General features: G+C 67.8%; 26 protein-coding genes and 1 other RNA gene. 23 read left to right on the top strand and 4 right to left on the bottom strand.

What is annotated here, in order from left to right; genetic code table 11:
• Positions 1 to 32 precede the first annotated feature (32 nt).
• The 3 genes from CLV29_RS06980 to CLV29_RS06970 are packed head-to-tail and all read left to right on the top strand — an operon-like array spanning position 33 to position 1,595.
• Positions 33 to 665, top strand: a complete 633-nt coding sequence (locus CLV29_RS06980) for an RNA polymerase sigma factor (protein WP_208292797.1) — start codon at positions 33 to 35, stop codon at positions 663 to 665.
• Positions 662 to 1,258, top strand: coding sequence for a hypothetical protein (locus CLV29_RS06975; protein WP_133754225.1), 597 nt, complete (start codon positions 662 to 664; stop codon positions 1,256 to 1,258). The genes CLV29_RS06980 and CLV29_RS06975 overlap by 4 nt, the downstream gene beginning before the upstream one ends.
• The gene (locus CLV29_RS06970; protein WP_133754224.1) at positions 1,251 to 1,595 is read left to right on the top strand and encodes a hypothetical protein; all 345 of its coding nucleotides are present in this window, start codon (positions 1,251 to 1,253) and stop codon (positions 1,593 to 1,595) included. The genes CLV29_RS06975 and CLV29_RS06970 overlap by 8 nt, the downstream gene beginning before the upstream one ends.
• 9 nt (positions 1,596 to 1,604) lie before the next feature.
• On the opposite strand, the gene CLV29_RS06965 is transcribed toward CLV29_RS06970, so the two are convergent.
• Positions 1,605 to 2,060, bottom strand: a complete 456-nt coding sequence (locus CLV29_RS06965; protein WP_133754223.1) for a MaoC family dehydratase — start codon at positions 2,058 to 2,060, stop codon at positions 1,605 to 1,607.
• Between the two features lie 211 nt (positions 2,061 to 2,271).
• On the opposite strand from CLV29_RS06965, the gene prfB reads away from it, so the two are divergent.
• The 7 genes from prfB to CLV29_RS06930 all read left to right on the top strand — a co-directional run bounded on the left by prfB (position 2,272) and on the right by CLV29_RS06930 (position 10,154).
• Positions 2,272 to 3,384, top strand: a complete 1,113-nt coding sequence (gene prfB / locus CLV29_RS06960; RefSeq protein WP_392508806.1) for a peptide chain release factor 2 — start codon at positions 2,272 to 2,274, stop codon at positions 3,382 to 3,384.
• Between the two features lie 341 nt (positions 3,385 to 3,725).
• The gene (gene ftsE, locus CLV29_RS06955) at positions 3,726 to 4,412 is read left to right on the top strand and encodes a cell division ATP-binding protein FtsE (protein ID WP_133754221.1); all 687 of its coding nucleotides are present in this window, start codon (positions 3,726 to 3,728) and stop codon (positions 4,410 to 4,412) included.
• Positions 4,413 to 4,457: 45 nt separating this feature from the next.
• A complete protein-coding gene (gene ftsX / locus CLV29_RS06950) occupies positions 4,458 to 5,357 on the top strand; it encodes a permease-like cell division protein FtsX (protein WP_133754220.1) in 900 nt (299 codons plus the stop codon).
• 162 nt (positions 5,358 to 5,519) lie between these two features.
• Positions 5,520 to 6,938 carry a M23 family metallopeptidase gene (locus CLV29_RS06945; protein ID WP_133754219.1) on the top strand — a complete coding sequence of 473 codons (1,419 nt, stop codon included), beginning with the start codon at positions 5,520 to 5,522 and terminating at the stop codon, positions 6,936 to 6,938.
• 80 nt (positions 6,939 to 7,018) lie between these two features.
• Positions 7,019 to 7,513, top strand: coding sequence for an SsrA-binding protein SmpB (smpB, locus tag CLV29_RS06940; protein ID WP_133754218.1), 495 nt, complete (start codon positions 7,019 to 7,021; stop codon positions 7,511 to 7,513).
• The gene (locus CLV29_RS06935) at positions 7,510 to 9,420 is read left to right on the top strand and encodes a DUF2207 domain-containing protein (protein WP_133754217.1); all 1,911 of its coding nucleotides are present in this window, start codon (positions 7,510 to 7,512) and stop codon (positions 9,418 to 9,420) included. Before smpB ends, CLV29_RS06935 begins: the two co-directional genes overlap by 4 nt.
• A 134-nt stretch (positions 9,421 to 9,554) precedes the next feature.
• Entirely contained in the window at positions 9,555 to 10,154 is a 600-nt protein-coding gene (locus CLV29_RS06930; RefSeq protein WP_166649160.1) for a DUF1707 SHOCT-like domain-containing protein, read from the top strand.
• Positions 10,155 to 10,249: 95 nt separating this feature from the next.
• Here the strand turns inward: CLV29_RS06930 and CLV29_RS06925 are convergent, their stop codons facing one another.
• Positions 10,250 to 10,621: an FKBP-type peptidyl-prolyl cis-trans isomerase gene (locus tag CLV29_RS06925; RefSeq protein ID WP_133754215.1), complete on the bottom strand. Its 372-nt coding sequence runs from the start codon at positions 10,619 to 10,621 to the stop codon at positions 10,250 to 10,252.
• A gap of 114 nt (positions 10,622 to 10,735) precedes the next feature.
• Positions 10,736 to 11,539, bottom strand: coding sequence for a DedA family protein (locus tag CLV29_RS06920; RefSeq protein ID WP_243831777.1), 804 nt, complete (start codon positions 11,537 to 11,539; stop codon positions 10,736 to 10,738).
• Between the two features lie 220 nt (positions 11,540 to 11,759).
• Here CLV29_RS06920 and CLV29_RS16440 point away from each other — a divergent pair, with 220 nt between their 5' ends.
• The 3 genes from CLV29_RS16440 to ssrA all read left to right on the top strand — a co-directional run bounded on the left by CLV29_RS16440 (position 11,760) and on the right by ssrA (position 13,047).
• Positions 11,760 to 12,041, top strand: a complete 282-nt coding sequence (locus CLV29_RS16440) for an ArsR/SmtB family transcription factor (RefSeq protein ID WP_208292796.1) — start codon at positions 11,760 to 11,762, stop codon at positions 12,039 to 12,041.
• Positions 12,038 to 12,430 (top strand): VOC family protein, encoded by a 393-nt coding sequence (locus CLV29_RS06910; protein WP_133754212.1) that lies wholly within the window; start codon positions 12,038 to 12,040, stop codon positions 12,428 to 12,430. The genes CLV29_RS16440 and CLV29_RS06910 overlap by 4 nt, the downstream gene beginning before the upstream one ends.
• A gap of 248 nt (positions 12,431 to 12,678) precedes the next feature.
• Positions 12,679 to 13,047, top strand: a transfer-messenger RNA (tmRNA) gene (gene ssrA / locus CLV29_RS06905).
• A 57-nt stretch (positions 13,048 to 13,104) separates the two neighbouring features.
• Here the strand turns inward: ssrA and CLV29_RS06900 are convergent.
• Entirely contained in the window at positions 13,105 to 14,106 is a 1,002-nt protein-coding gene (locus tag CLV29_RS06900; RefSeq protein ID WP_133754211.1) for an AraC-like ligand-binding domain-containing protein, read from the bottom strand.
• A 109-nt stretch (positions 14,107 to 14,215) separates the two neighbouring features.
• Between CLV29_RS06900 and folP the strand changes: the two genes are divergently transcribed.
• The 10 genes from folP to CLV29_RS06850 all read left to right on the top strand — a co-directional run bounded on the left by folP (position 14,216) and on the right by CLV29_RS06850 (position 25,806).
• Entirely contained in the window at positions 14,216 to 15,049 is an 834-nt protein-coding gene (gene folP / locus CLV29_RS06895) for a dihydropteroate synthase (protein ID WP_208292795.1), read from the top strand.
• Positions 15,050 to 15,154: 105 nt separating this feature from the next.
• Positions 15,155 to 16,567, top strand: coding sequence for an NAD-dependent malic enzyme (locus CLV29_RS06890; protein WP_133754210.1), 1,413 nt, complete (start codon positions 15,155 to 15,157; stop codon positions 16,565 to 16,567).
• 16 nt (positions 16,568 to 16,583) lie between these two features.
• On the top strand, positions 16,584 to 17,150 hold the full coding sequence (locus CLV29_RS06885; RefSeq protein ID WP_133754209.1) for a YqgE/AlgH family protein: 567 nt from the start codon (positions 16,584 to 16,586) through the stop codon (positions 17,148 to 17,150).
• A 185-nt stretch (positions 17,151 to 17,335) separates the two neighbouring features.
• Positions 17,336 to 18,037 (top strand): MtrAB system response regulator MtrA, encoded by a 702-nt coding sequence (gene mtrA, locus CLV29_RS06880; protein ID WP_279586458.1) that lies wholly within the window; start codon positions 17,336 to 17,338, stop codon positions 18,035 to 18,037.
• Positions 18,024 to 19,715, top strand: coding sequence for an MtrAB system histidine kinase MtrB (mtrB, locus tag CLV29_RS06875; RefSeq protein WP_133754208.1), 1,692 nt, complete (start codon positions 18,024 to 18,026; stop codon positions 19,713 to 19,715). Before mtrA ends, mtrB begins: the two co-directional genes overlap by 14 nt.
• Entirely contained in the window at positions 19,712 to 21,559 is a 1,848-nt protein-coding gene (locus tag CLV29_RS06870; RefSeq protein WP_133754207.1) for an LpqB family beta-propeller domain-containing protein, read from the top strand. The genes mtrB and CLV29_RS06870 overlap by 4 nt, the downstream gene beginning before the upstream one ends.
• Before the next feature lie 114 nt (positions 21,560 to 21,673).
• Positions 21,674 to 22,456, top strand: coding sequence for a ComF family protein (locus CLV29_RS06865; RefSeq protein WP_133754206.1), 783 nt, complete (start codon positions 21,674 to 21,676; stop codon positions 22,454 to 22,456).
• Between the two features lie 123 nt (positions 22,457 to 22,579).
• Positions 22,580 to 23,254: a ribosome hibernation-promoting factor, HPF/YfiA family gene (gene hpf / locus CLV29_RS06860; RefSeq protein WP_133754205.1), complete on the top strand. Its 675-nt coding sequence runs from the start codon at positions 22,580 to 22,582 to the stop codon at positions 23,252 to 23,254.
• Positions 23,255 to 23,589: 335 nt separating this feature from the next.
• Complete coding sequence (locus CLV29_RS06855) at positions 23,590 to 24,534, top strand: LysR substrate-binding domain-containing protein (RefSeq protein WP_133754204.1); 945 nt, start codon at positions 23,590 to 23,592, stop codon at positions 24,532 to 24,534.
• A gap of 9 nt (positions 24,535 to 24,543) precedes the next feature.
• The gene (locus CLV29_RS06850; RefSeq protein WP_166649159.1) at positions 24,544 to 25,806 is read left to right on the top strand and encodes a winged helix-turn-helix domain-containing protein; all 1,263 of its coding nucleotides are present in this window, start codon (positions 24,544 to 24,546) and stop codon (positions 25,804 to 25,806) included.
• Positions 25,807 to 25,854 lie beyond the last annotated feature (48 nt).

Raw genomic sequence — 25,854 nt, 5'->3', positions numbered from 1 at the left:
GCATCACAGTTCATCGGTGGCATGATGGGCCCGTGGACAGGGCCCCAACCAGCACCGAGGGTGCACGCGGTGCCGAGGCGGACATGGCGGCCGGGGCGTCCATGCTGCGGGTCGACGACGCGACGCTGGTGCTCCGGGCTCGTGACGGTGGCACCGAGGCATTCGACCAGATCGTGGATCGCTACCAAGGACCGTTGTACCGTCACGCGCTGCGGATGGTGAACGACAGCTCCGATGCCGAGGACATCACCCAGGACGTGCTGGTCGGAGCCTGGCGCAGGCTGGAACAGCTGCGGGACCCGAGCAGTCTGCGCAGCTGGCTCTACCGCAGCAGCACCCATCGGTGCCTGGACCAGCTCCGGTCCCGCCGCCCGTCGGATTCGCTGGACGACACCGTCGCCGACGGCCGGCCGCTGGGGGATCGGGTGGCCGATCATCACCCATGGCCGGACAGATCGGCCATCTCCAAGGCAGAGTGGGAGGCACTGGTGGCCCTGGTGCGCCGCCTGCCCCCCACGCAGCGTGCGGTTTGGCTGCTGAGCGAGATCGACGGATTCAGTTACGAGGAGGTCGCAGTGATCGTCCGTACCACACCTGATGGGGTACGGGGGCGACTGGCGCGAGCCAGGGTCGCTCTGGCACGAGGAATGGTGGACTGGAAATGACCAGCCCGAGTCCGCGACCGCGGCACCGTTCCTCCCCGGGCACCGAGCGGCACCTGCGAGACGTCTGGGACGAACTCGAACACGATGTGGTCGATGAGCAGTGTGACTGCGTCACCTGCACCGAGGCGCGGGCGCGGTTGGCCACCGTCGATCTGTTCGCCGCCGCCTGGCGGAGCGGGATCGAGGAGGCACCGCAGCAACCCTCCAATGATCTCAAGGCATCCATCATGTCGGCGGTACGGGCCGAGTTCCGCAGCGGACGGAAGATCCCGCTGAAGCGCGCCGAGGCCGGTGAACTGAGCGTGCGGGAGTCCGCGATCACCGAGCTGGTACGGCAGGCGGTTGCGGTGATCCCCGGGGTCTGGCCGCGCGGCTGCCGCGTGCTCCAGCCGACCGAGGCCCCCGTCGACATCGAGCAGGCAGAGACGGTCGAACCGCTGCAGATCTCGGTCGGCCTGTCGGTGGCGGTCTCGCAGCTCCATCCGGCGCTGGTCGAGCGTGCCCGGCGGGCGATTCGGGAGCGATTGCACAGGGAACTCGGACCACGCGAGATCGTCATCGACCTGGTCGTGGAGGAGGTGCACGATGACTGATGCGGTGTCGCTGCCGAAGCAGACACCGGGGCATGGCGAGATCGCGGCACGGGTGGCCGAGGTGTTGCACACGACCCCGGGGGTGCAGGCGTTGCTCCCCAGCCCCCGGGCGGTCCTGCGCGGGCTGGCCGTCCGCATGACCGGTGGCCCGGACAGGGTTGAGGTCGACGTGCGGATCCGGGACGGCCGGGCACGGGTCAGCGCCGACGTGGTGGTCGAACCCGGGCGACCGGGTGTGGCAGTGCTGGCCGCGGCGCAGAGTCGGGTCGAGGCCGAACTGGTCGGGTCGGGTCTGCGCGCCGAGGTCGACCTCTGTCTGGCCCCGCGCAACGTCTGATCGGCGTGGTCAGGGGAGGATCAAGGTGATCTGCTCGGCCACGCAGGCCGGCCGTTCGGTGCCCTCGATCTCCACGGTGTAGCGGGTCACCACCTGGGTCCCGGTCCCGCCGGGTTTCACGTCGATGATCTCGGCCCGGGTGCGGATCCTGCTGCCGACCTTCACCGGATTCATGAACCGCACCTTGTTCAGCCCGTAGTTGATCTTGGCCGAGCCGAAGTCCAGGGAGAGCGCCGACTGGCCGAGTGCCGGGATCAGCGAAAGGGTGAGGAACCCGTGGGCGATGGTGGCGCCGTAGGGTCCGGCGGCCGCGCGTTCGGCATCGACGTGGATCCACTGATGATCACCGGTGGCATCGGCGAAGGTGTTGACCCGTTCCTGGTCGATCTCCAGCCAGTCGCCGGGATCCAGGGGCTGGCCCACGACCGAGTCGAGATCCTCGGCGGAGGTGATGGTTCGCGTCATTGCTGCACCCTTCCGGTGTCGGGACCGGACCATCCCAAGATGCTGCGTGGACCGGTCGAGTTCGGCCGGGTCGACCGGCCTGCGTCAGCCTAACCACCGATACCGGCGTCGCTTACGGCGGGTGCTGCGAGCTGACGTACCCGAGCCTGTCCGGCACGGTGCCGGGTCGCGGACGGGTGAGTCTGGGATGTGGGGGATAGGATGGCCTGCTGTGGCAGACGACATCGCCGAGAAGCTGGACAATCTCGACAAGGCATTGACCTCGATCGAGGCCGTTGTGGACCTCGATTCCAAGCGTCAGGAGATCGCCTCCCTGCAGGAGCAGGTGGCGGCACCGGACCTGTGGGACGACCAGGAGAACGCCCAGCGGGTCACCTCTCGGCTGTCGGCGGTCCAGGGCGAGGTCGAGCGCGTCAGCGGGCTCCGGCAGCGTCTGGACGACGCCGCGGTGCTGGTCGAACTGGCCGCCGAGGAGGCCGATCCGGACTCCCTTGCCGAGGCTGAGCGAGAGATCGCCCGGCTGGAGAAGTCGATCCAGGCACTCGAGGTCCGGACCCTGCTGTCCGGCGAGTACGACCCACGCGAGGCCATGGTCACCATCCGTGCCGAGGCCGGTGGCGTGGACGCCGCCGACTTCGCCTCGATGCTGATGCGGATGTACCTGCGGTGGGCCGAGCGGCACGGATACTCCAGCCAGGTCTTCGACACCTCCTATGCCGAGGAGGCCGGGATCAAGTCGGCCACCTTCCAGATCAGCGCCCCCTTCGCCTACGGCACCCTCAGCGTCGAGCAGGGAACCCACCGGTTGGTACGGATCAGCCCCTTCGACAACCAGGGCCGGCGGCAGACCTCGTTCGCCGGTGTGGAGGTGCTGCCGGTCACCGAGGAGACCGACCACATCGACATCCCCGAGGCCGACATCCGGGTCGACGTCTTCCGTTCCTCCGGTCCCGGTGGACAGAGCGTGAACACCACCGACTCGGCGGTACGGATCACCCACCTGCCGACCGGCATCGTGGTCTCGTGCCAGAACGAGAAATCGCAGCTGCAGAACAAGGCCGCAGCCCTGCGGGTGTTGCAGGCCCGCTTGCTGGAGAAGGCGCGCAAGGACCGCGAGGCGGAGATGAATGCGCTGAAGGGTGACGGCGGCAACTCGTGGGGGGCGCAGATGCGTTCCTACGTGCTGCAGCCGTACCAGATGGTGAAGGACCTGCGTACCGACTACGAGGAGGGCAACCCCGATGCCGTCTTCGACGGGTCGATCGACGGCTTCATCGATGCCGGCATCCGCTGGCGCAAGCGCACCGAGACCGCCGACGCCTGATCCGAACGGCATCCGTTCCGCAGCAATTGCACCCATCGGTGAGGAATGGGTGCGTTTGCTGCGGAACAGATGGTGCCTGGCAACCGAGCACCACCGTGCTGTCTCGACCGGACGCGTCTCGACCGGACGCTGTCTCAACCGGACGCGTCTCGATCTGAGGCTGTCTCAAGCGGGGGCTCTCCCGATCAACCGCTCGCGGTGCCGAGATCGGCAACACGCGGCGTGTTCCCAAGAATTTGTTGAGTGACTGCCTAGACTGCAAGCGGCCGTATCCCCTGCCGGTCAGCAGCTGTATCAGTGCTGCCTGCGCAGGTCTCGTCTAGCCGGCCGAGGGCAACACCGTGATCCAGTTCGACAATGTGACCAAGACCTACGAGCATCAACGCCGTCCCGCACTGCGTGACGTCTCGGTGGAGATCGGCGCCGGCGAGTTCGTGTTCCTGGTCGGTACCTCCGGCTCGGGCAAGTCGACCTTCCTGCGGCTGGTGCTGCGGGAGTATCAGCCCACCTCGGGCAAGGTCTGGGTCGCCGGTCGCGACCTGACCGAGCTGCCGCGCTGGAAGGTGCCGAAGCTGCGCCGCGAGATCGGCACGGTCTTCCAGGACTTCCGGCTCCGTCCCGGCCAGTCGGTGGCCGACAATGTCGCCTTCGCCCAGAGGGTGATCGGCAAGTCCCGGGCCCACATCAAGCAGGTCGTCCCCGAGACCCTCGAACTGGTGGGCCTGTCGAACAAGGCCGATCGGCTGGTCGAGGAACTGTCCGGCGGTGAGCAGCAGCGGGTGGCGATCGCCCGGGCCGTGGTGAACAAGCCGAAGATCCTGATCGCCGATGAGCCGACCGGAAACCTGGACCCGGCGACCAGCGTCGGGATCATGAAACTGCTGGACCGGATCAACCGGGCCGACACCACCGTGATCATGGCCACCCATGACTCCACGATCGTCGACCAGATGCGCCGCCGGGTGATCGAGCTCGACGACGGCGAACTGGTACGTGACCAGCGCAGGGGCGTCTATGGCACACAGTGACGCCTACCCGGCCCGCCGATCACACAGAACTTCTGAGGAACACTGATGCGCCACATGCTTTCCGAGACCTTTTCGGGTCTGCGTCGCAACCTGACGATGAACCTCGCGGTGATCGTCACGATGTGGGTGTCGCTGTCCCTGTTCGGGGCCGGTCTGTTGGCGTTCCAGCAGGTCAACCTGATGAAGGACAGCTGGTACGACAAGGTCGAGATCTCGGTCTTCCTCTGCAATGCCTCCTCGGAGGGACAGAACTGCTCCGGTGAGGAGATCACCGACGCCCAGCGCAGCACCATCGAGCAGGCTCTGGACACGAACCCCGAGGTGCAGGAGGTCTACTTCGAGACCAAGCAGATGGCCTACGACGAGTTCCGCCGGGCCTTCGAGGGCAGCCCGATCCAGGACACCCTGCGGGTGGAGGACATGCAGGAATCCTTCCGGGTGAAGCTGGTGAACCCGGAGGAGTACCAGGGAGTCGTCACCGCGATCTCCGGCCTGCCGGGGGTGCAGGCCATCCAGGACCTGCACGAGATCCTCGATCCGCTGTTCCAGTGGCTGGGGGTCCTGCAGTGGGGCGCGATCATCGCCTCCGGCCTGTTGCTGGCCGCCGCCGCGCTGCAGATCGGCAACATGGTACGGGTGGCGGCCTTCGCCCGGCGCCGCGACATCGGGATCATGCGTCTGGTGGGTGCCTCCAACCTCTACATCGTGATGCCGTTCGTGCTGGAGGCGCTGCTGGCGGCCGTGGTCGGTGCCGCACTGGCCTGTGCGACTCTCGCCGCAGCTGTGTTCTTCCTGATCACCGAAAACGCTCAAGTCTTGATTCAGGCTTCACCTTGGATTGGCCCGCAACAAGTGCTTTGGGCCTGCCTCGGGGTTGCAATCGTGGCTCTGGTGTTAAGCATTGTTCCGACGTTGATAGCTACACGCAGGTATCTGCGGGTCTGATCCGGGGCTTCCGGACGGGTCGCACACCTGAGACCGATTTGGAGATGGACAGTGGACCGGCAACTTCCCCTAGCGGCCGCAAAGTCGCAAAGACCCGGAAACACCGAATCCGGAAAAGCTCAGGATTCCGCAACCCCGTGGTACGGGTTCTGCGTGCCGCCGGTGTCGCGGCGCCTCGTCCGCCGTGCTGCCACGGCAGTGGCGGCGGTGGCGTTGACCATCGGCCTGACCGCCCCGGCCTTCGCCGACCCGTCCGATGACGCCGACAAGGCGGAGAAGAAGCTGACCGAGGCCGAGAGCCAACTGGACGACAGCTCCAATGATCTGGAATCGGCCCGTTCTGCCCTGGCCGATGCCGAGAGCCAGCTCGACGATGCTCGCTCGGAGTTGAACCGGATCCAAGGAGAGCTCGCCGACGCGCAGGAGCGCGACGAGGAGTCCCAGGAGCGTCTGGCCGAAGCGCAGGAGAAGCTGGAACAGGCCAAGGCCGCAGTGGCGGCGAACCAGAAGCGGGTCGAGGAACAGCGCGAGAAGGCCGGTGAGGTCGTTCGCGAGCAGTACCAGAAGCAGAACAGCCTGGTCGGACTGGCCATGGTGGTCGACAACACCACCGCCGGCACACTGCAGACCCGCGCTCAGTGGTCGACCACCATGTTCAACGCCACCCAGGCCAAGTTGGATGCACTGGAGGAGGCACAGCAGAAGCTGGAGGCGGCCAAGAAGGCCCAGGCCGAGGCCGAAGCAGAGGCCGAGGCCGAGCGTGAGGCAGCCGCGACGAATCTGTCGAACATGCAGGAACTGGAGTCCGAGGCGCAGGCCGAGGAATCGCGAATCAGCGCGCTCGTGGCCGCGAAATCCGACGCCCAGGCAGAGGTCGAGACCCAGGTCGAGGCGGACAAGGACCGGGTGGCTGAGATGGCTGCTGAGTCCGAGGAAGCCCAGGAGAAGCTCGAGGAGTACGAGGCCGAGCAGGCGAAGAAGGCCGAGAAGGAGCGCAAGGAGCGCGAGGCCAAGGCGAAGAAGGACAAGGAAGCCGCCGAGAAGAAGAAGGAAGAAGAGAAGAAGGCCGAGAAGAAGAAGGAAGAGGAGAAGAAGAAGGCCGAGAAGGAGAAGAAGAAGAAGTCCGACTCCTCCCGCGACGCGACCAAGACGAGTTCCGCGGCGGCTGTCTCTCCAATCAAGCCCGGCAACTACCGGATCTCGGCAGTCTTCGGCCAGACCGGTCTCTGGGCCCGCTACCACACCGGTCTCGACTTCGCCGGTGTCTACACCGGCACCCCGATCCGTGCCGCCAAGGACGGAGTGGTGCTGAGCTCGACCGCTGGTGGCTGGGCCGGCAACCACGTGATCCTGCGCCACAGCAACGGCGAATCCACCCTGTACGCCCACATGAGCCGGAAGTCCGCCAGCAAGGGCAAGGTGGTCAAGAAGGGCGACATCATCGGCTACACCGGTGCGACCGGCAACGTGACCGGACCCCACCTGCACTTCGAGTACTACCCGAAGGGCGCCACCCCCGGCAGCGTCTACTCAGCCAAGGATCCGCGGGCCTGGTTGAAGAAGAACGGCGTCAACATCTGACCCGGATCGACCGGACTGATCGGCACCGCTGCGGGGCGTAGTTTCTTCGACTGCGCCCCGCAGCGGGCATGATGGTAGCCATGCCGCGCGAAAAAGGACGCAGTGTCGTCGCCCAGAACAAGAAGGCGCGCCACGACTATGCCATCGGGGACACCTACGAAGCGGGTCTGGTGCTGCAGGGGACCGAGGTGAAATCGCTACGGGACGGCCGTGCCTCCCTGGCCGATGCCTTCGCCACCGTCGACGACGGTGAGGTGTGGCTGCGCTCGGCCCACATCCCGGAGTACTCGCACGGTACCTACACCAACCACACTGCCCGGCGGACCCGGAAGTTGCTGCTGAACCGGCGCGAGATCGACCGGATCGAGCGAGCGCTGCAGAACTCCGGCACCACCTTGATCCCGTTGTCGATCTACTTCAACGACGGGTACGCCAAGGTCGAGATCGCGGTGGCCACCGGCAAACGCGAGTACGACAAGCGACAGACCATCGCCAAGCGCGATGCCGATCGGGAGGCCCAGCGGGCGCTGGCCCAACGCAACCGCGGTGCGGTGCTGAACCGGAGGGGCCGATGACGCAGGCGGACGGCGCGACCACCCGGCGGAGCGACCTCCCGGGGCGGATCCGGCGCGGCGCGATGCGCGCGGCGGCGCTGACCGGGGCCACGGCCCTGGCCACCGTCGGCCTGCTGCCAGGGCTGGCCCACGCCGAGTCCGGTGATGTGATCACCAGTTTCGACATCGACTATGTGGTCAACGCCGACGGTACGGTCGAGGTCACCGAGACCATCGACTACTCCTTCGCCGGCTCCGATCGACACGGGATCTACCGGGAGCTCGCGATCCGCGAGGAGGACCCGGACAACCCGGGGATGGACATGGTCTACGAGATCGACGACCTCTCGGTGCAGAGCCCGACCGGTGCGTCCCCCCGTTACACCGAGACCGAGGACGAGTCCGGACGGAACCGGACGATGACCCTGCAGATCGGCAGTTCCTCGCAAACCGTCGACTCCTCCGAGACCTATGTCATCAGCTATGACGTCAAGGGGGCGCTGCGGGCGCAGGACGGATTCGACGAGTTCTACTGGGACGCCACCGGTTTCGACTGGGACGCACCGATCGAGAATGTGGAGATCAGTGTCGAGGTGCCCGACGGCGTCCAGGACTCCAGCTGTTTCCAAGGCGCCGTCGGCAGCACGGAGACCTGCACCACCAGCGTCGACGACGAGGGGGTCGCGACCTACAGCGCAAGCGACCTGGCAACCGGTGAGGGTGTGAGCATCGGTGCCGCGATCACCAAGGGTGCGGTGACGAATGTCGGGCCGATCCTGGTCGAGGACGGGTCGAAGATGTCCTCCGAAGACCGGCGGGACCTGACCATCGGCGGGATCGTCTTCGGAGCCATCGGCCTCGGCTCCCCGTTGGTCGGCTGGCTCTGGTACCGCCGCAACGGCCGCGACGACCGGTACGCCGGGATTCCGCCGGGCACCGTACCGACCGATCCGGCGAACGCGAAGATCGTGAAACACGACAAGACTGTGCAGATCCCGGTCGCGTTCGCACCGCCGAAGATCCCGGTCGGTGAGGCCGGTTACGTGATCGACGGCAAGATCACCGGAGAGGAGACCGCCGCGGTGCTGGTCGACCTGGCGGTGAAGGGTGCGGTGAAGATCCACGGGGAGCGGGCCGACGACTACGAGGTCGAACTGCTCGACCCCGGGCGCGCGGCGAACCCGGAGGACACGGTCTTCCTGAACGCACTGTTCCCCGGTCCGCAACGCCCCGGACAGCGGGTGGCGATCGGCGGCCGCTCCTCACTGGAACGCCCTGCCGACCAGTTGCGACAGGTGATCGAGGATCAGGTCCACGCCCACGGATGGTTCAAGGTCCGACCGAGGGCCGGCCGGGCGGGGAAGTGGACCGGTTCGATCGGCATGATCTTCGTGCTGGGCTGGATCGTGATCAACATCGGCTGGTTGCTGCTCCTGCCGATGTTGCTGCTGGCCGGGCCGATCATCACCTGGCTGGTCGTCCGGGCGAAAATGAAGAGCGGCACCCGGACCGCCGAGGGACGGGCGATCACCGACCAGGTGGAAGGCTTCCGTACCTACCTGGCGACGGCCGAGGCGAACCAGTTGAAGTTCGAGGAGGGCCAGGACATCTTCTCCCGCTACCTGCCGTGGGCGATCGTGTTCAACCTGGCCGACCGCTGGGAGAAGGTCTGTGAACAGGCGATGCAGGCCGGATACATCCCGCAAACCGATTACTACTGGTACGCCGGTGGGCCCGGGTTCCAGTTCTTCAACGCCTATGCCTTCGCCAGCATGGTGAACACCTCCGCGGCACCGCCACCGCCGCCACCGTCGTCCGGCGGCGGGGGAGGATTCTCCGGCAGCGGGTTCGGCTCCGGTGGCAGTTCCTTCGGCGGCGGTGGCTTCTCCGGCGGCGGCGGCGGTGGCGGCGGCGGCGGCAGTTGGTGACCCACCGCAGCCGGTGAACCGCCATCGTCCAGGCGCTGCCACCCGCCGCCCAGACCGTGGTCGGACCCGGTTCGGGGTCGAATGGGGGCTTGGCCCGATGGGGTGAGCGGACCCGATCGGGGAGAATGGTCGGCATGGGCGCAATGGATGAGTACACCGGGCAGCAGCAACGAGTCGGCAATGTCGAGCGCGAACGAGCCGAGCACTTCCTGCAGGACGCCTATGCCGAGGGCCGGATCGACGAGGACGAGTTCTCCCAGCGGATCGACCTGGCGATGAACGCACGTACCCGCGGCGACCTCAACGCAGCCTTCACCGACCTGGTGCCGGCCGCGGCACCGTTCTTCGGTCCGCACCCGGTCTACCGGCCGCCGGCGAACCGGAACAGCGCCGACGTACCCGGTGCCAAGGCCACGGCCGGCATCACCCACCTGCTGCCGTTCATCAGCTGGATCATCGGACCGGCCTTCGTCTACGTCATCTCCCCTCAGGGCAGTTATGTGAAGCGGGAGGCGGCCAAGTCCTTCAACTGGACCCTGGTCTCCTCGCTGGTCTTCTTCCTGCTGACGCTGCTGACCGTAGTCATGCCGTTCGACCTGGACTTCCTGGTGGGGGCGGGCTGGATCACCTGGGTGGCGATGACCATCGTCGGCTCGGTGCAGGCCTTCAGCGGCGCCAACTGGGCGAACCCGCTGATGCGGTTGAGCCCGTGGAAACCGCTGTCGGAGAAGTGACCCGGACCGCGGAGACGGCCCGGCTCAGTCCGTACCCGCAGATGACGCAACCCCCGAGGCGTTTGCCTCGGGGGTTCGTCGCATGTGCGATCGGTTCAGCTCACGCCACGCAGATTACAGATGAAGATCAAGGTCTCACCCGGCTTGATCACGCCGCCGGCTCCGGCATCGCCGTAGGCCAGATGGGGCGGGATCACGAGCTGCCGGCGGCCACCCACCTTCATCCCCTGGATCCCGGTGTCCCAGCCGGGGATCACCTGTTGTGCGCCGAGGCCGAAGCGCAGGGGTTGGCCCCGGTTGTAGCTGGCGTCGAACTCCTCGCCGGTGCTGTAGGAGACGCCGACGTAGTCGACCTCGACCACATGTCCGGCCTTGGCCTCCTCGCCGTCGCCGACGACGAGATCGGTGATCTGCAGCTCGCTCGGAGGCGGGCCCTCGGGAAAATCGACTTCCGGTTTCTCGGTCATCGCTACAGCCTAATGGCGTGGGTGGGTACGGGCGCAGCGCGGCCGCTCCGCGGTCAGGATCGTGCAGCCGGTGCGCTGGACCCCTCGCACCATCGGCGCCGGTCGGACTGACGGTCAGTCGCGGGCTCGACCCGGACCTGTCGGGTCCTCCTCGGCCGCCGCTCGCCTCGATGCCGGGCGACCGGTCGAGTCCGCCTCGAACTGCCCCGACTCGTCCTGGCCCGACTCGTCCTGGCCCGGCTCATCCCGGCCGTACCCGGACAAGGTGTCCGCCGACGGGTCCACCGGTACCTCCTCGCCGCCGCGCGCCCGGCGCGCCCGGATCTTCTGGATCCGTCGGAACAACCAGTAGGCGAGTGCGGCGACCACCACCACGATCACGATCTTCTGGAAGATCGAGGCGTACTCCTCGACGATGTGCCAGTTGTCGCCCAGGAGGTATCCGGCCATCACGAAGATGGTGTTCCAGATCGCCGAACCGGCGGTCGTGAACAGGATGAACAACGGCAGCGACATCCGGGTGACACCGGCCGGGATCGAGATCAGGCTCCGGAAGATGGGGATCATCCGGCCGAAGAAGATCGCACCCTTGCCGTGCTTGATGAACCAGGCCTCGGTCTTGTCGTAGTCCTCGACGTCGACCAGCGGCATCTTGTCGATGATCCAGCGGATCCGGTCCCGACCGATCAGGGCACCGAGTGCGTAGAGTGCGAGCGCGCCGACCAGCGAACCGGCAGTGGTCCAGATCAGGGCCTCGGCCAGGTTCATTCCGCCGCGGGCGGCGGTGAAACCGGCCAGGGGCAGGATCACCTCGCTCGGAATGGGCGGGAAGAGATTCTCCAGTGCGACAGCGAGACCGGCGCCGGGGGCGCCGATCAGTTCCATCAGGCCAACGACCCAGTCCACGATCCGATCCACGGCGCCGAGGCTACCCGAGGACACCGGCGAACCCATGGTCCTGCGGTCCCGGCGAGGCCGATCGTTGACCAACCGCAGGCCGAGCTCCGGACAGGAGCCCGGGATCGATGGCGGCCACGCAACCGCGAGCACGGCCTCGTCGACGGCGGTTGGGAACATCCGACAGGCAAGTCCAGGCTTGCACTTGATAGGCAAGGCGGGGCTTGCATATGATCGGCGTGTGGCAGACGTCTTCCGGGCACTCGACGATCGGACGAGGCGAATCATCCTCGACCTGCTCGTCGAGCGCGACGGACGCAGTTTGTTCGAGATCTGTGGTGCGCTCACCACGAGGTACGGGCTGAGCTCCAGTCGTCAGGCGATCTCCCAGCATCTGGCGGTGCTGGAGGAGGCGGGCCTGGTGCGCACGGAGCGTCAAGGCCGTACCAAGCTCCACCACTTCGACCCAGGACCGCTGGCCGAGATCGCTCGTCGCTGGCCCGAACGAAAACAGGACCCATGAGAATCAGACTGACCAGCGTGTTCGTCGACGACCAGCGCGCAGCCCATCGCTTCTACACCGAGGTACTCGGTTTCCGGACCAAGCACGAGGAGCCACTGGGCGATGACCTCTGGCTGACCGTGGTCGGTGCCGATGATCCCGACGGTCCGGAGCTTCTGCTGGAACCCTCCGGGCATCCGGCGGTCGGCCCGTATCGCGAGGCACTGGTCGCCGACGGGATCCCGATCGCCCAGTTCGAGGTGGCCGACCTGGCGGCCGAGCATGCCCGTCTGACCGAGCTCGGGGTGCGGTTCACTCAGCCGCCGACCGACATCGGCAGTGCGGTGACGGCCGTTCTCGACGACACCTGCGGCAACCTGATCCAGTTGCTCCAGCCGCGCGAGGCCTGAATCCGGGCCGATCAGCACCGCTGAGGTGGCGCCAGATCACCGAAAGGGCGATCGCCGGGCCGATTCTCGCAACTGGAGCCACGTCAGCGGTGTTCGGCTCGTCTGCGGTGTTCGGTAGGTGACCGGGAACTCGATTGATTTCGCCACCGGCGGCGGGACTATACTTGCCGGTCCCGGTGTTTGTACGGGTGTCGCCTGCGGGTGACGTGATGCGGAGGCGGTCCGCCGCCGAGCATGACAACTCAACAGGGGGTGATCGGTTTCGACTTGGGGCGGTAGTCCCAGGGGAAGCGGGCCGAGGATCCAAGGTCAACTCGTTGATGCTCCTTGGAAAACAACAAGTGCCGACAACAAGCGCACTGACTTCGCTCTCGCTGCCTGAGCAGTGACCGAAGGGTCAACCCGGAGTTAGCCTTCGCTCCGGATGTTGGCCTCGTCTAGAAGGCTTGCTGGCTGTCCTGCGTCACAGGGGACAGTCGGGACTCAACTGTGACTGGGCCCGGCTGCAACTTGCTGGTGTGAGTGCAGGGGCCGAGCAGACCGCCCAACCAGCTGCGCCCGGAGAAGTCCTGGTTCACCCTTCGAGGACGCGGGTTCGATTCCCGCCACCTCCACCCTGTTGCCAGCGGCGCCGTCCACGGACGGCGCCGCTGTCGTCTTTCCTCGTGGTCTCGTCAGGACACCCTGCGCTGTGGATCCGGCCGACCGGTGTCGCGCTGCGCGGCGATCGCGCCCAGCATCCGCCGACGGAAGTGGCTGGGGCTCTCGCCGTAGGTGTGGCGGAACAGTTTCGAGAAATGGGTCGCTCCGGGCAGCCCCCAGCGGGCGGCGATCTGTTGCAGGGGATCGCCGGCATGCAGCGGGTCGGCCAGTTCGCGCCGGATCTGCTGCAACCTGCGGTCCCGGATCCAGGCCGACAGCGTGGCGCCCTCCTCGGAGAAGATCGCATGCAGATGCCGGGTGGAGATGAAATGCGCCTTGGCGATCGAGGCCGGGGTCATGGTGGCATCGCCCAGGCGCTGCTCGATGTAGTGCTGCACGTCCTTGGCCAGACGTCGGCGCGGATCCGAATCGAGGTCGATCTCACTCGACAACAAGGTGACCAGCAGATCCAGGGCGGTGTTCACCATCCTCGCGCCGCTCGGGCCCTGCAGCCGTTCGACGTTGGCGCCCAGCCCCTCCAGGAACGGGATGACCAACCGTCCGAGGACCGACTCGCGGGTGAACACCCGGGCGGTCACCTCGGCGACATCGGAAGGTGTCAGATCGACCATCCGACGGGGGAACAGCAGGATCAGCGACCGGCTGTCGGTCTCCACCCGGAGTTCGTAGGGACGGGTGGTGTCATAGATGGCGACGTCGCCCGGGCGGATGTGCGCGGTACGTCCGTCCTGGATCAGGTCGACGATGCCTTCCCGCTGCAGACTGAGCTTGTAGAAGCCGCCGCCGGCCACCTCGGAGGCGGCGATCAACTCCGGGGTGCGGTGCACCACATGAGGTGTCTGCGCCAGCTCGAAGACGGTCACCTCGTTGACGGTGGTCATGTGCAGATCACCGGCGAAGGGAATTCCGTGGAGCGGATCGACCTGCACGGGGACGAACGAGGTGTTCACCAGCGTGCGCCACTGGTGGATGTCCATACCTGTCCGCCACACGGTCGTCGACAGCACATCCATCACTTCCTCCTCATCGGGGGGAGTTCGGAACACCATCGGCCGGATCCGCCGGAACGTCCGCCCGCAACTACCTACTGGAAAGTAACCTTGATCATTCTAGGCTGAAGAGGTGTTGAGCAACAAGGGTCCCTCGGTGATGGCCATCGTCAACCGCACCCGGGACTCCTTCCATGATCATGGGGCGACCTTCGACTTCGAGCCCGCGCTCGATGCCTGTCGGCGCGCGATCCGCGACGGTGCGACCTGGGTGGACATCGGTGGGGTGCCCTTCTCTCCCGATGCCGAACCGGTCACCGTGGCCCAGGAGATCGACCGGGTACGGCCGCTGGTGGCGGCCCTGTCCGACCTCGACGGACTGACCATCAGCGTCGACACCTGGCGCTCCGAGGTCGCGGCAGCCGTCCTGTCCGCCGGGGCCTCGGTGATCAATGACACCTCCGGCCTGGCCGACCCTGAACTGGCCGGTGTGATCGCCGACGCAGGAGCCGGGGTGATCGTCACCCACAGTCTGGCGGCACCGCGGACCCATCTGCCGACACCGCACTACGACGACATCGTCACCGAGGTGGCGACGTTCCTGGCCGGGCGGGCCGAGCGAGCCATCGCCGCCGGAGTGTCTCCCGACCGGCTGGTGATCGACCCCGGGCCCGACCTGAACAAGTCGACCGTGCAGACCCTGGAACTGCTGCGCGGCATCGAGGTGTTGAACTCCCAGGGTTGGCCGTGGCTGGCGGCGGTGTCGAACAAGGACTTCATCGGCGAGACCCTCGACCGGCGGGCCGGTGACCGCCTGCCCGGGACCCTGGCCGCCACCATGTGGTGCCTGGAGCGTGGAGCCTCCCTGGTGCGCACCCACGACGTGGCGGCCACGGTCGACGCGGTACGGATGTGGCAGGCGCTGCGAGGGGAGCGCGCACCGGCGTACCAACGCCACAACGTCTGAGCGGTCGCCGACCACGAAGCCGGGGGTGGCGAATGTGGCCTGTTCCACATCGGCTGCGGGACCTGCGGCGCGGGGTGAGGGGTCGGCACGTGCAATCATTCTGCGGTGACAGCCGAGAGCCAACGACCAGCACCGTCCATCGCCTATTCGATCACCGTGCGCCTGCATGCGCCCGCCGGTGGTGCGGCGATCAGCCAACTGACCAGCGCCGTGGAGCGGGTCGGGGGCAGCGTCACCGCCCTCGACGTCTCCGGCTCCGGTGGCGAGAAGCTGCAGATCGACGTCACCATCGGCGCCTCCTCCACCGAACATGCCGACGAACTGGTGGCGGCCCTGCGGGAACTTCCCGACATCGAGGTCGGCCGGGTCTCCGACCGTACCTTCCTGATGCACCTGGGCGGCAAGATCTCCATGGAGTCCAAGCATCCGATCCGCAACCGTGACGACCTGAGCCTGATCTACACCCCGGGTGTGGCCCGGGTCTGCCGGGCGATCGCCGACAACCCCGAGGATGCCCGCCGGCTCACCATCAAGCGCAATTCGGTGGCCGTGGTCACCGACGGCACCGCCGTGCTGGGGTTGGGCAACATCGGGCCGGAGGCCGCGATGCCGGTGATGGAGGGGAAGGCCGCCCTGTTCCACCGCTTCGGGGAGATCGATGCCTGGCCGATCGCCCTGGACACCACCGACACCGAGGAGATCATCACCGCGGTGAAGAACCTCGCTCCGGGGTTCGGTGGGATCAACCTGGAGGACATCTCCGCACCCCGCTGCTTCGAGATCGAGGAACGGCTGCGCGATCTGCTCGACATCCCGGTCTTCCACGACGATCAGCACGGTACGGCGATCGTCGTCCTGGCCGCGCTGCTGAACGCGCTGCGGGTGGTGGACAAGGAACTGCCCTCGGTGCGGATCGTGATGTCCGGCGCCGGCGCTGCCGGGACGGCGATCCTGAAGCTGCTGCTGGCCGCGGGTGCGACGAATGTCTGCGTCGCCGACATCGACGGGCTGATCCATCGCGGACGTCCCGGCCTGGAATCCTCCTTGCAGTGGATCGCCGAGCACACCAATCCGGACAATCTCAGCGGTCCGCTGACCGCAGCCCTGGCCGGAGCGGATGTCTTCATCGGTGTGTCGGCGCCGAACATCCTCACCGGGGACGACATCGCGACCATGGCCGATCGGGCGGTCGTCTTCGCCCTGGCCAACCCGATCCCGGAGATCGATCCGGTGGAGGCTGCGCGCTACGCCGAGGTCGTCGCCACCGGGCGCAGCGACTTCGCCAACCAGATCAACAACGTGCTCGTCTTCCCCGGGGTCTTCCGGGGGCTGCTGGACGCCCAGTCGAACCAGATCACCCAGGACATGCTGCTCGCCGCTGCCCGCGCGCTGGCCGCGGTGGTCACCGACGACGAACTGAACGCCTCCTACATCACCCCGAGCGTCTTCCATCCCGAGGTGCACACCGAGGTCGCCGAAGCCGTCCGGGAAGCGGCGAAGCAGGCCGCGACTGCCTGATGCGGGGACCGTCCTGATGAGCAGTCCGGTGACACCGCAGACCGGGGATCTGCTGGTCAGCTCGGTGGCCGACACCGAGGGCTGGTTCGGCTACACCGTGGTGCTGATGCTGGAAGCAGATGCCGGCGGTGCGCTCGGGGTGGTGCTGAACCGGCTCTCCGACGTACCGCTGGCAGCGGTCCTGCCGGCGTGGGTGGACCAGGTGTCCGAACCGGGGGTGATGTTCACCGGTGGACCGGTCTCGCCCGACGGTGCGATCTGTCTGGCCCGGCCGCTGGAGCCGCGGGAGGACCCGCCGGGGTGGCGGCGGTCCTTCGGTGATGTCGGGCTGCTGCACCTGGACACCCCGGTCGAACTGGTCGCCGGCGCCTATTCCGGACTGCGGATCTTCGCCGGCTACTCGGGGTGGGAGGCCGGGCAGTTGGAGACCGAGCTGGCCGACGGCGCGTGGTACGTGGTTCCGGGTGAGTCGGCCGATGTCTTCACCGTCGCCCCGGAGACGCTGTGGCGGCGAGTGCTGCGACGTCAGCCACTCGAGCTGGCGATCTATGCGAGCTGGCCGGCCGACCCGGAACTGAACTGACCCGGAACTGAACTGACCCGGGGCTTGACCGGCGGGGGTCCGACAGGCGCGCGAGACTGTGGTTCGGACGCCGACCCGGGCCCGGCGCGTACCATGTCTGCACGGCAGCGCCTGCGGGGGGCAAGGAGTGTTGTCCTGGCATCAGGACATGTCCCGGTCGGGCACCGACGAAACGGAGGACATGCGTGACCGATCCAGCGCACGACACCCAGCGGGTGCTCGTGGTCGACGACGACGCCTCGCTGGCCGAGATGCTGCAGCTGGTGCTGCGGCAGGAGGGCTTCCAGACCATCTGGACCCCCGACGGGGACAAGGCGATGCAGGTCTTCCGCGAGGCGAATCCGAATCTGGTGCTGCTCGATCTGATGCTGCCCGGACGAGACGGTGTGTCGCTGTGCCGCGAGATGCGCGCCGGCAGCGGGGTACCGATCGTGATGCTGACGGCGAAGTCCGACACCACCGATGTGGTCGCCGGGCTGGAGGCCGGAGCAGACGACTACGTGGTGAAACCGTTCAAGGCCAAGGAACTGGTCGCCCGGATCCGTACCCGATTGCGGCGCTCGACACCCGAACCCGATGAGAACCAACTGCGGATCGGTGATCTGCGGATCGACGTACCGGCACACACGGTGAAGCGCGGTGAGGAGGAGATCAGCCTCACCCCGTTGGAGTTCGACCTGCTGCTCGCCCTGGCCCGCCGTCCCCGCCAGGTGTTCAGCCGGGAGACCCTGCTGGAACAGGTCTGGGGTTACCGCCATGCCGCCGACACGCGGCTGGTGAACGTCCACGTGCAACGACTGCGATCCAAGATCGAGGAGGACCCGGAGCGGCCACGGATCGTGGTCACCGTTCGCGGAATCGGTTACAAGGCCGGTGAGCCCAACTAGCCGGATCGCCCAGTGGGCACGGTTCCCCCTGCGGTGGTGGTGGGGATCGCTGCCGCTGCGCGTCATCTCCTCGGTGCTGATCGCCTCGGTCGGGGTCACCGCACTCAGCGGTGTGCTGTTGATGCGGCAGGCCGCCGACGGTGTGCTGGAGGGTAAGCGGCAGTCGGCGACAGTGGTCGCGACGGTCGCCTTCGACACCGCCCAGCGTCAGCTCACCGCCGCCGACATCGACCGGGCCGACATCTCCACCCTGCTGGTGCAGCTGACCCTGGACGCCAGCAACCGCGGCAGCGGGGCAACCAGCTACGACGTGGTCGTCGACGGACCGTACTCGGCCTTCTCCTCCCCGGGGGTACGGACCGAGTCGGTCCCGGAATCCCTTCGCCAGCAGGTCGCCACCGACAACGGGATCTGGATCACCTACACCACCTTGCTGCACGACGACGGACGTCCCGACGCCCCCGGCCTGGTCGTCGGCACCTCCTTGGTCGATCCGGGCAGCGGGCGGTACCCGATGTACGTGCTGTTCCCCCTGGAGCAGGAGCAACAGACCCTGGACGTGTTGCAGCAGGCGGTGATCACCAGCGGTGTCCTGCTGTCGGTGCTGTTGGCACTGATCGCCGCACTGGTCGCCCGGCAGGTGGTGGCACCGATCCGGGAGGCCCGCAAGACCGCTGAACTCCTGGCCTCGGGTCTGCTGGACAACCGGCTGCCGGTCCGCGGCACCGACGACCTGGCCAGCCTGGCCAGCTCGATGAACAACATGGCCTCGGAACTGCAGAAGCAGATCAGCCAGTTGGAGGACCTGTCGGTGATCCAGCAACAGTTCGTCTCCGATGTCTCCCACGAGTTGCGTACCCCGCTGACCACGGTACGGATGGCCGCGGAGGTGCTCTACGAGGAGCGGGACAGCTTCGACCCGATGGTCCGGCGGTCGGCCGAACTGCTGCAGAAGGAACTCGACCGGTTCGAGGAGATGCTGACCGATCTGTTGGAGATCTCCCGCTTCGATGCCGGTGAGGCGGAACTGAGCCTGTCCGAGGTCGACCTCGCCGTCCTGGTCGGCAACGAGATCGCCGCCCAGCGGGCCTTCGCCGGCCGGTTGGGAACCGAACTCCGCTTGCACACCGGGCCGGACGTCGTGGCCGAGGTCGACGAGCGCCGGATCCGCCGGGTCCTGCGGAACCTGATCACCAACGCGATCGAACACGGGGAGGGCAAGCCGATCGACATCGAGGTGGCCGGGGACGAGAAGGCGGTCGCGGTGACCGTCCGCGACCACGGGGTCGGTTTCGAGGCCGGACAGGTCCGGTTGGTGTTCCACCGCTTCTGGCGTGCCGACCCCTCCCGCGACCGGACGATCGGTGGGTCCGGGCTGGGGCTGTCCATCTCGATGGAGGACGTACGGTTGCACGGTGGCTGGCTGAACGCCTGGGGCCGCCCGGGCCTGGGTGCGCAGTTCCGGATGACCCTGCCGCGTACCCAGGACACGATCCTGCAGCTGTCTCCGCTGCCGCTGATGCCGCGGGATGCGGTCGCCGAACCACACCGGCGGCCGGCCCAGGGATCGGCGAGCGCCACCGGCCATCGAACCGATGGTGACGCAACAGCCGGTGGCGGTACCGCGGTGAAGGCCGCCGACGGCCGCGCAGACGACGATCGGGAGGGGGAACGATGAGCGGATCGACGACGCCTCCTCGTCGCGGCAGGTTCACCCGAGGTCTGCAGTTGCTGGGCCTGCCGCTGATCCTGGCGGTGGTCGGTGCCTGCGGGACGATCCCGACCAGCGGCCCGGTGCAGAGCGTCGGCCGGGCAGGCCCGATCGCCGACTCCGAGGTCGAGATCAACCCGGCCGATCCGCTGCCCGGTGCCGAACCGTCGGAGGTCGTCGCCGGTTTCCTGCAGGCGACGGCCAGCCAGCTCCACGGTGACACCGTTGCCCGGGAGTACCTGGCCACCGGCGTCCGGCAGGACTGGAATCCCGGCGCCGGGATCACCGTCTACGGCGACGAGTGGACGATCAGCGAGGGGGCCGGCGGGGACGGCTCTGCGGGCAGTGTGCTGCTCAAGGCGCCGGTGACCGGTCATGTGAATGCCGACGGTTCCTACACCCCCGGTGTGCTGCTCGACCCCGACGACCCGACCGGATCGGCCGGGGAGATCACCGTCGCCGGCTCGGGGGAGCCCGAACTGAGCTTCGACTTCGAACTGATCCGCGACGTCGACGGTGAGTGGCGGATCTCCAACCCGCCGCCGGGTCGGTTGGTGCAGGAGTACCTGTTCAACCGCTTCTACACCACCGCCGCGGTCTACTACTACGACCCGGACTTCCGCACCCTCGTACCCGACCCGGTCGTGGTTCCGCAGGGTCGGCAGAATGCCGGGGCCCGGCTGCGTGCGCTCTTCGACGGTCCCACGCAGTGGCTTGCCCCCTCGGTCCGCACCGCCATTCCCGAGGGAACCCAGCTGAGCGTCGGTTCGGTGTTCCTCGATGCCGAGGGCATCGCCGATGTGTCCTTGGTCGGTGGGCCGGAACTGACCGCGATGGGTGACGAGACCCGCTCCCGGCTGCGGGACCAGATTGTCGCCACCTTGTCGGATTCGGAGATCAGCGCGGTCCGGTTGTCGGTCGCCGGTGATCCCTTCCGGGTGCCCGGAGCCGATGAACGCGGGGTGGTCCAGGTGCAGATCCCGGCCGATCTGGACCCGATCCCGGTCGAACTCGGTGAGCAGCTCTTCGGTTCCACCGGTGAGTCGGTCGCGACAATCGACGACGACCGCGGCTTCGACCTCGACGGGACCGGTCTGGTTCCACTGGCTGGTCCGTGGGGGACCGAAGCCGAGGATGTGGAGGCGATGAGTCCGTCGCTGACCGGGGACCGGCTCGCCGCGGTCACCGATGGGGGGACCCGGATCCAGCAGGGATCGACCGGAATCGGTGAACCCCTGGACATGGTGTCCGGCACCGACCTGTTACGGCCGCAGTACGTCGACGACGGACGCGATGAGCTGTGGGCCATCGACGCCGCCGACAACACCGTCAGCCGGGTGGTCGGCCGGGACGTCCGGTCCGTCTCGGCCCCGGGTCTGGCCGGGGTGGAGGTGGTGAACTTCCGGATCTCCCCCGATGGCGGCCGGATGGCGATCGTCGGCGAGCGGGACGGACAGTCCGTGCTCGGACTGGTCCGGATCGATCGCCTGGGGGAGGTGGCAATCGACGGCTGGCGTACCCTGCCGATCGACGGCGAGCCGTTCGACGTCGCCTGGATGTCGGACCTGACGCTGATGGTGCTGGCCGAGGGCCAAGGCGGCGCCGGTGTCTGGCGGGTGTCGACCGACGGCACCCCGGCGACCGAACTGACCACCCCCGACGGCTGGGACGCCGAGAGCATCGCTGCCCTGCCGCGGCACCGCAATTCCCGGGTCGTGGTCACCGGGCAGGCGGGCACGTGGCGCTATGTCGACGACGCCACCTGGCGGGAGGTCGGCCCCGGTTTGCAGGCCATCGGTTTCGCGGCCTGACTGGCACCGAGGAAGCGGGTTGCCCGGCACGGGTCGTGCGTGGCCCGGTTTTGTCCACAGAGTTTGTCCACAGAGAAGGTGGTCGAGCGTCGGCCCAGCGGTGATGCTGGACCGGTGACCGGATCCGATCGTCCGCCGGACGGACCGCCTGCCGGGTCGGCGTTCGGGATCGCGACAGCCGTCCGCCACGGGCTCGAGCTGGCGGCCGACCTGCTGCTGGGCGCCCGGTGTTGTGCCTGCAGCCGGCCGGCGATCGGGCTGTGTATGCCCTGTCTGGGCGCCGTCCGGGCCGAAGTGCCGCATCCGGTGGTTCCCCGGCCGGCACCACCGGGCTGGCCCCTTTGCGTCGGCGCCGGGACCTACCGCGGGCCCGCGGCCCGGGCGGTGGTGGCCTACAAGGACCGCGGCGCGTTGACCCTCGCGCCGGTGCTCGGCGGCCGTCTGGCCCTGGCCGTGGCCGAGCTGTTGGTACGCGCCGACGGCTGGGACCCGGCCGTCGGGGTGGCCCTGGTGCCGATGCCGAGCGCACGGGCGGCGGTACGCCGAAGGGGATTGGACGCGACCACCGTGCTCGCCCGGCAGGCGGCGGCCCGGCTGCGACGGGTGAGCGGGATGCGGCACCGACAGGTGGGTGTCCGTCGACTGCTGCGGCAGCGCTCCGGTGTGGTCGACCAGTCCGGACTGTCCTCGAGCCAGCGGGTGGCGAACCTGCGCGGCGCCCTGCGTACCCGCAGCTCACCGACCGCGCTGGAACCGGGGCTGATCGTCGTCGACGATGTCGTCACCACCGGCGCCTCGATCGCCGAGGCCGTGGCCACACTGCGGCGGGCGGGCTGGCCGGTGATCGGTGCGGCGACGGTCACAGCAACCCAAAAGGTGGGCTGCTCTGGTGCCTGACCACGACGACCACTAGCGTTGGTCCATGGCGCCACGTTGCCCTGGAGGTCTCGACCAACGGAGCACACGGGCGCCTTTTTCATGTCCGGTGCACGCCAGTGCGCACCTACCAGGAGGTATCCGATGGATGTTGTGGTGACAGGACGCCATTGCCAGGTCTCAGACGAGTTCCGCGACCATGTCCGCGAGCGCGTCGCCCGGGTCGAGAAGCTCAGGGACCGGGTGATCCGGATGGAAGTCCTCGTCTCGGCCGGCGGCCGCACCAAGCAACCGGACGACGGTGCACGGGTGGAGGTGACGCTGGTCGGCAAGGGCCCGGTGGTACGGGCCGAGGCCACGGCCCAGGACAAGACCGCGGCCTTCGAGCAGGCGCTGGAGAAGTTGCGTACCCAGTTGCGCAAGGCCAATGACCGGCGCAAGGTACGGCGTGGCCGGCGCTCGCCCCGTTCAGTTGCCGAGGCGACCTCGACGCTGTCACCGGTACTGCTGGGAGAGATCCCGCTGCCGGAGGGGGAGGACGGGGACGACTCGGCGGTGGAGACCCACACCGTGGCCGGGATCGAGGTCACCGGTGACGGTCCGCTGGTGGTCCGGGAGAAGACCCACAGCGCCCAGCCGATGACCCTGGAGCAGGCCCTGGACCAGATGGAACTGGTCGGCCACGACTTCTATCTGTTCGTCGATGCCGACTCCGGTCTGCCGAGTGTGGTCTACCGGCGCCGACACTACGACTACGGCGTGATCCGGTTGGACACCAGCCAAGCCGAGTTCGGCACCCCGGCAGCCGCTGTTCGCTGAGAACCCGGGGACGGGCGGTGCCCACTGTGACAACTCACGGTGGGTACCGCCCGTCTTCTGCTTCCCCGGGGTGGTCCGGCTCGCCGGGGCCTCGAGCTTGCCGGGATCCGGCGGGAACGGCTGGTCGGGGTCGGTCGGGTGCTGGATCAGGCCTTGTCGGCGATGCTGACCCGGGTCTGCCGGAGCGTGCTCCGGGTGCTGAAGGGGTAGCTGGTGATGAAGGGGTCGAAGCTCAGGAGGTGGCGAAGAATCTTGGTCATGTATCCATGCTGCGCTCGGCAGATCCATGCGTCCAATGCCATTTGTGCAGACCATCCATGCGCTAGCGTTATGGAATGGATGTGCAGGTGTTGCGCTGGTTCCAACTGATCGCCGACGGAGTGACGGTCACCGAGGTGAGCGAGAGTGAACAGGTCTCCCAGCCTGCTGTCTCCCGAGCCCTGTCCCGGATGGAACGGGAGGTGGGGACGCCGCTGCTCCGACGCGACGGCAGGGTGCTGCGGATGACCCATGCCGGTTCGGCGCTGAAGCACCACGTGGACGCCATGATGCACGCCTGGGACGACGGCCTGGCCGCCGTCGACCAGTTGCTCGATCCCGAGACCGGGACGGTGGTGATCGCCTTCCAGCCCTCCTTGGGCACCTGGCTGATTCCCGATCTGGTACGCAGCTTCCGCGATCTGCACCCCGCGGTGAGCCTGGATCTGCGCAGCAACCACGACGAGACGGTCCCGGCCGTGGGGATCGGCAGCGAGATCGATCTGGAACTGTCGACCCTGCGGCCGCCCACCGATGCCGAGGGCCTGCGATGGCGCGGCCTGGTTCCCGAACCGCTCACCTTGCTGCTGCACCGCGACCACCGGCTGGCCGATGCCGGGCGGGTCGATCTGCGCGAGGTGGCCGAGGATCCGTTCGTGATTCCGCGGCCCACCTCGTTGCTGGCCCGGCAGACGCGGGAGTTGTGCGCAGCAGCCGGATTCGAGCCGCAGGTCGGCCTGGTCGCCGACGATCTGCCGACCCTGCGTGGATTCGTCGCTGCCGGACTGGGGGTGGGGATCGCCCCGACCCTGTGGGGCGGTTCGGTGGCGGCGCCGGTCGAGGGGGTGCAGGTGCTGGGCCTGGCCGGTTCCCCGCAACGCGAGATCGGGTTGTCCTGGTCGCCGCAGCGGCGGATGCTGCCGGCTGCCGAGCTTTTCGCCCGGCACACCGTCGCCCGTGCCCGGGCCGGGTTGCTTCCCCGGCCGGTGGCAGTCACCGGTGCGGTCGGAGCCGATGGCTAGATTGCCCCCATGCCTACCGGACCCGTCGTGCCGAGACCACGCCGCCTGTCACTGAGCCAGGCGCGAAGGGTGGCCCTGACCGCTCAGGGCTTCCGGCGGCCGCGTCCGCAGCGACCGATCACGATGCGTGATCTGCAGGCGGTGATCAGCCAGCTCGGGCAGTTCCAGATCGACTCGATCAACATCGTCACCCGCGCCCACTTCATGCCGCTGTACTCCCGGCTCGGCGCCTACGACCCGGCACTGCTGGAACGGGCGGCGCACCGTCCACCACGGCGACTGTTCGAGTTCTGGGGACATGCGGCCTCGCTGATCGACATCACCTTGCAACCGGCGCTGCGCTGGCGGATGGAACGGGCCGCCGAGGAAGCCTGGGCCGGCAAGGTACGGATCCAGCGGGAGCGTCCCGACCTGGTCGCCCGGGTGCGCCGCGAGGTGGAGCAGGCTCGGCGGCCGATCACGGCCCGGCAGATCGAGTCCGAGGAGGAGCACCGGCGCGATCATTGGGGGTGGAACTGGTCGGAGACCAAGACCGCCCTGGAGTGGTTGTTCGACGCCGGTGCGATCACCAGCGCGTACCGCAACAGCCAGTTCGAGCGCGCCTTCGCCATACCGGAGAAGGTCCTGCCGGCCGCCATCGTGGACCAGCCCACACCCAGCCACGAGGAGGCGGTACGTCAGCTCGTCCGCCGCTCGGCACGAGCCCTGGGCATCGGTTCGCTGACCTGTTTCGCCGACTACTTCCGGCTGCGGACCGGTGTGGTGAAACCGGCGATCGAGGAGCTGGTCAAGTCCGGTGAACTGGCGCCGGTGCAGGTGGACGGCTGGGATCGGCCGCTGTGGATGCTCGCCGGAGCGCCGATCCCGCGCCGGATCGGCGCCCGGGCCCTGCTCAGTCCGTTCGATTCACTGGTCTTCGAGCGCCGCCGGTTGTCCGAGCTGTTCGGTTTCGACTACCGGATCGAGATCTACGTTCCCGAACCCCAGCGTCGCTACGGCTACTACGTCTATCCGTTCCTGCTGGGTGAGGAGTTCGTCGCCCGGGTCGACCTGAAGGCCGATCGATCCAGCGGTCGGTTGGTGGTGCGTTCGGCCTGGTCCGAAGCCGGTCACGACCACGACCGGATCGCCACCGAACTCGCCATCGAGCTGCGCGCCCTCGCCGACTGGCTCGGCCTGTCCATGGTCGACATCGGCCCGGACGGCGATCTCGCGCCGGCCTTGGCACGAGCGGCCGGCCCGGGCGATCCGCGTTCCACCTGCCGGACCTGAGGGGTGCCTCGGCCGTGCGTCGTAGGGTGCGACTGAGCGGGCAGGACG

The organism is Naumannella halotolerans, from assembly GCF_004364645.1.
Taxonomy (GTDB): domain Bacteria; phylum Actinomycetota; class Actinomycetes; order Propionibacteriales; family Propionibacteriaceae; genus Naumannella; species Naumannella halotolerans.
Note: the sequence above shows the minus strand (reverse complement) of the source record. Positions and strands in the feature narration are given on the sequence as shown.

Excerpts from the sequence above, each read along its gene's own strand:
- CLV29_RS06975 (WP_133754225.1), top strand. The coding sequence starts at position 662 with ATGACCAGCCCGAGTCCGCGACCGCGGCACCGTTCCTCCCCGGGCACC.
- CLV29_RS06970 (WP_133754224.1), top strand. The coding sequence starts at position 1,251 with ATGACTGATGCGGTGTCGCTGCCGAAGCAGACACCGGGGCATGGCGAG.
- CLV29_RS06965 (WP_133754223.1), bottom strand. The coding sequence starts at position 2,060 with ATGACGCGAACCATCACCTCCGCCGAGGATCTCGACTCGGTCGTGGGC.
- ftsX (WP_133754220.1), top strand. The coding sequence starts at position 4,458 with ATGCGCCACATGCTTTCCGAGACCTTTTCGGGTCTGCGTCGCAACCTG.
- smpB (WP_133754218.1), top strand. The coding sequence starts at position 7,019 with ATGCCGCGCGAAAAAGGACGCAGTGTCGTCGCCCAGAACAAGAAGGCG.
- CLV29_RS06935 (WP_133754217.1), top strand. The coding sequence starts at position 7,510 with ATGACGCAGGCGGACGGCGCGACCACCCGGCGGAGCGACCTCCCGGGG.
- CLV29_RS06930 (WP_166649160.1), top strand. The coding sequence starts at position 9,555 with ATGGGCGCAATGGATGAGTACACCGGGCAGCAGCAACGAGTCGGCAAT.
- CLV29_RS06925 (WP_133754215.1), bottom strand. The coding sequence starts at position 10,621 with ATGACCGAGAAACCGGAAGTCGATTTTCCCGAGGGCCCGCCTCCGAGC.
- CLV29_RS06910 (WP_133754212.1), top strand. The coding sequence starts at position 12,038 with ATGAGAATCAGACTGACCAGCGTGTTCGTCGACGACCAGCGCGCAGCC.
- CLV29_RS06900 (WP_133754211.1), bottom strand. The coding sequence starts at position 14,106 with ATGGATGTGCTGTCGACGACCGTGTGGCGGACAGGTATGGACATCCAC.
- CLV29_RS06885 (WP_133754209.1), top strand. The coding sequence starts at position 16,584 with ATGAGCAGTCCGGTGACACCGCAGACCGGGGATCTGCTGGTCAGCTCG.
- CLV29_RS06870 (WP_133754207.1), top strand. The coding sequence starts at position 19,712 with ATGAGCGGATCGACGACGCCTCCTCGTCGCGGCAGGTTCACCCGAGGT.
- hpf (WP_133754205.1), top strand. The coding sequence starts at position 22,580 with ATGGATGTTGTGGTGACAGGACGCCATTGCCAGGTCTCAGACGAGTTC.
- CLV29_RS06855 (WP_133754204.1), top strand. The coding sequence starts at position 23,590 with ATGGATGTGCAGGTGTTGCGCTGGTTCCAACTGATCGCCGACGGAGTG.
- CLV29_RS06850 (WP_166649159.1), top strand. The coding sequence starts at position 24,544 with ATGCCTACCGGACCCGTCGTGCCGAGACCACGCCGCCTGTCACTGAGC.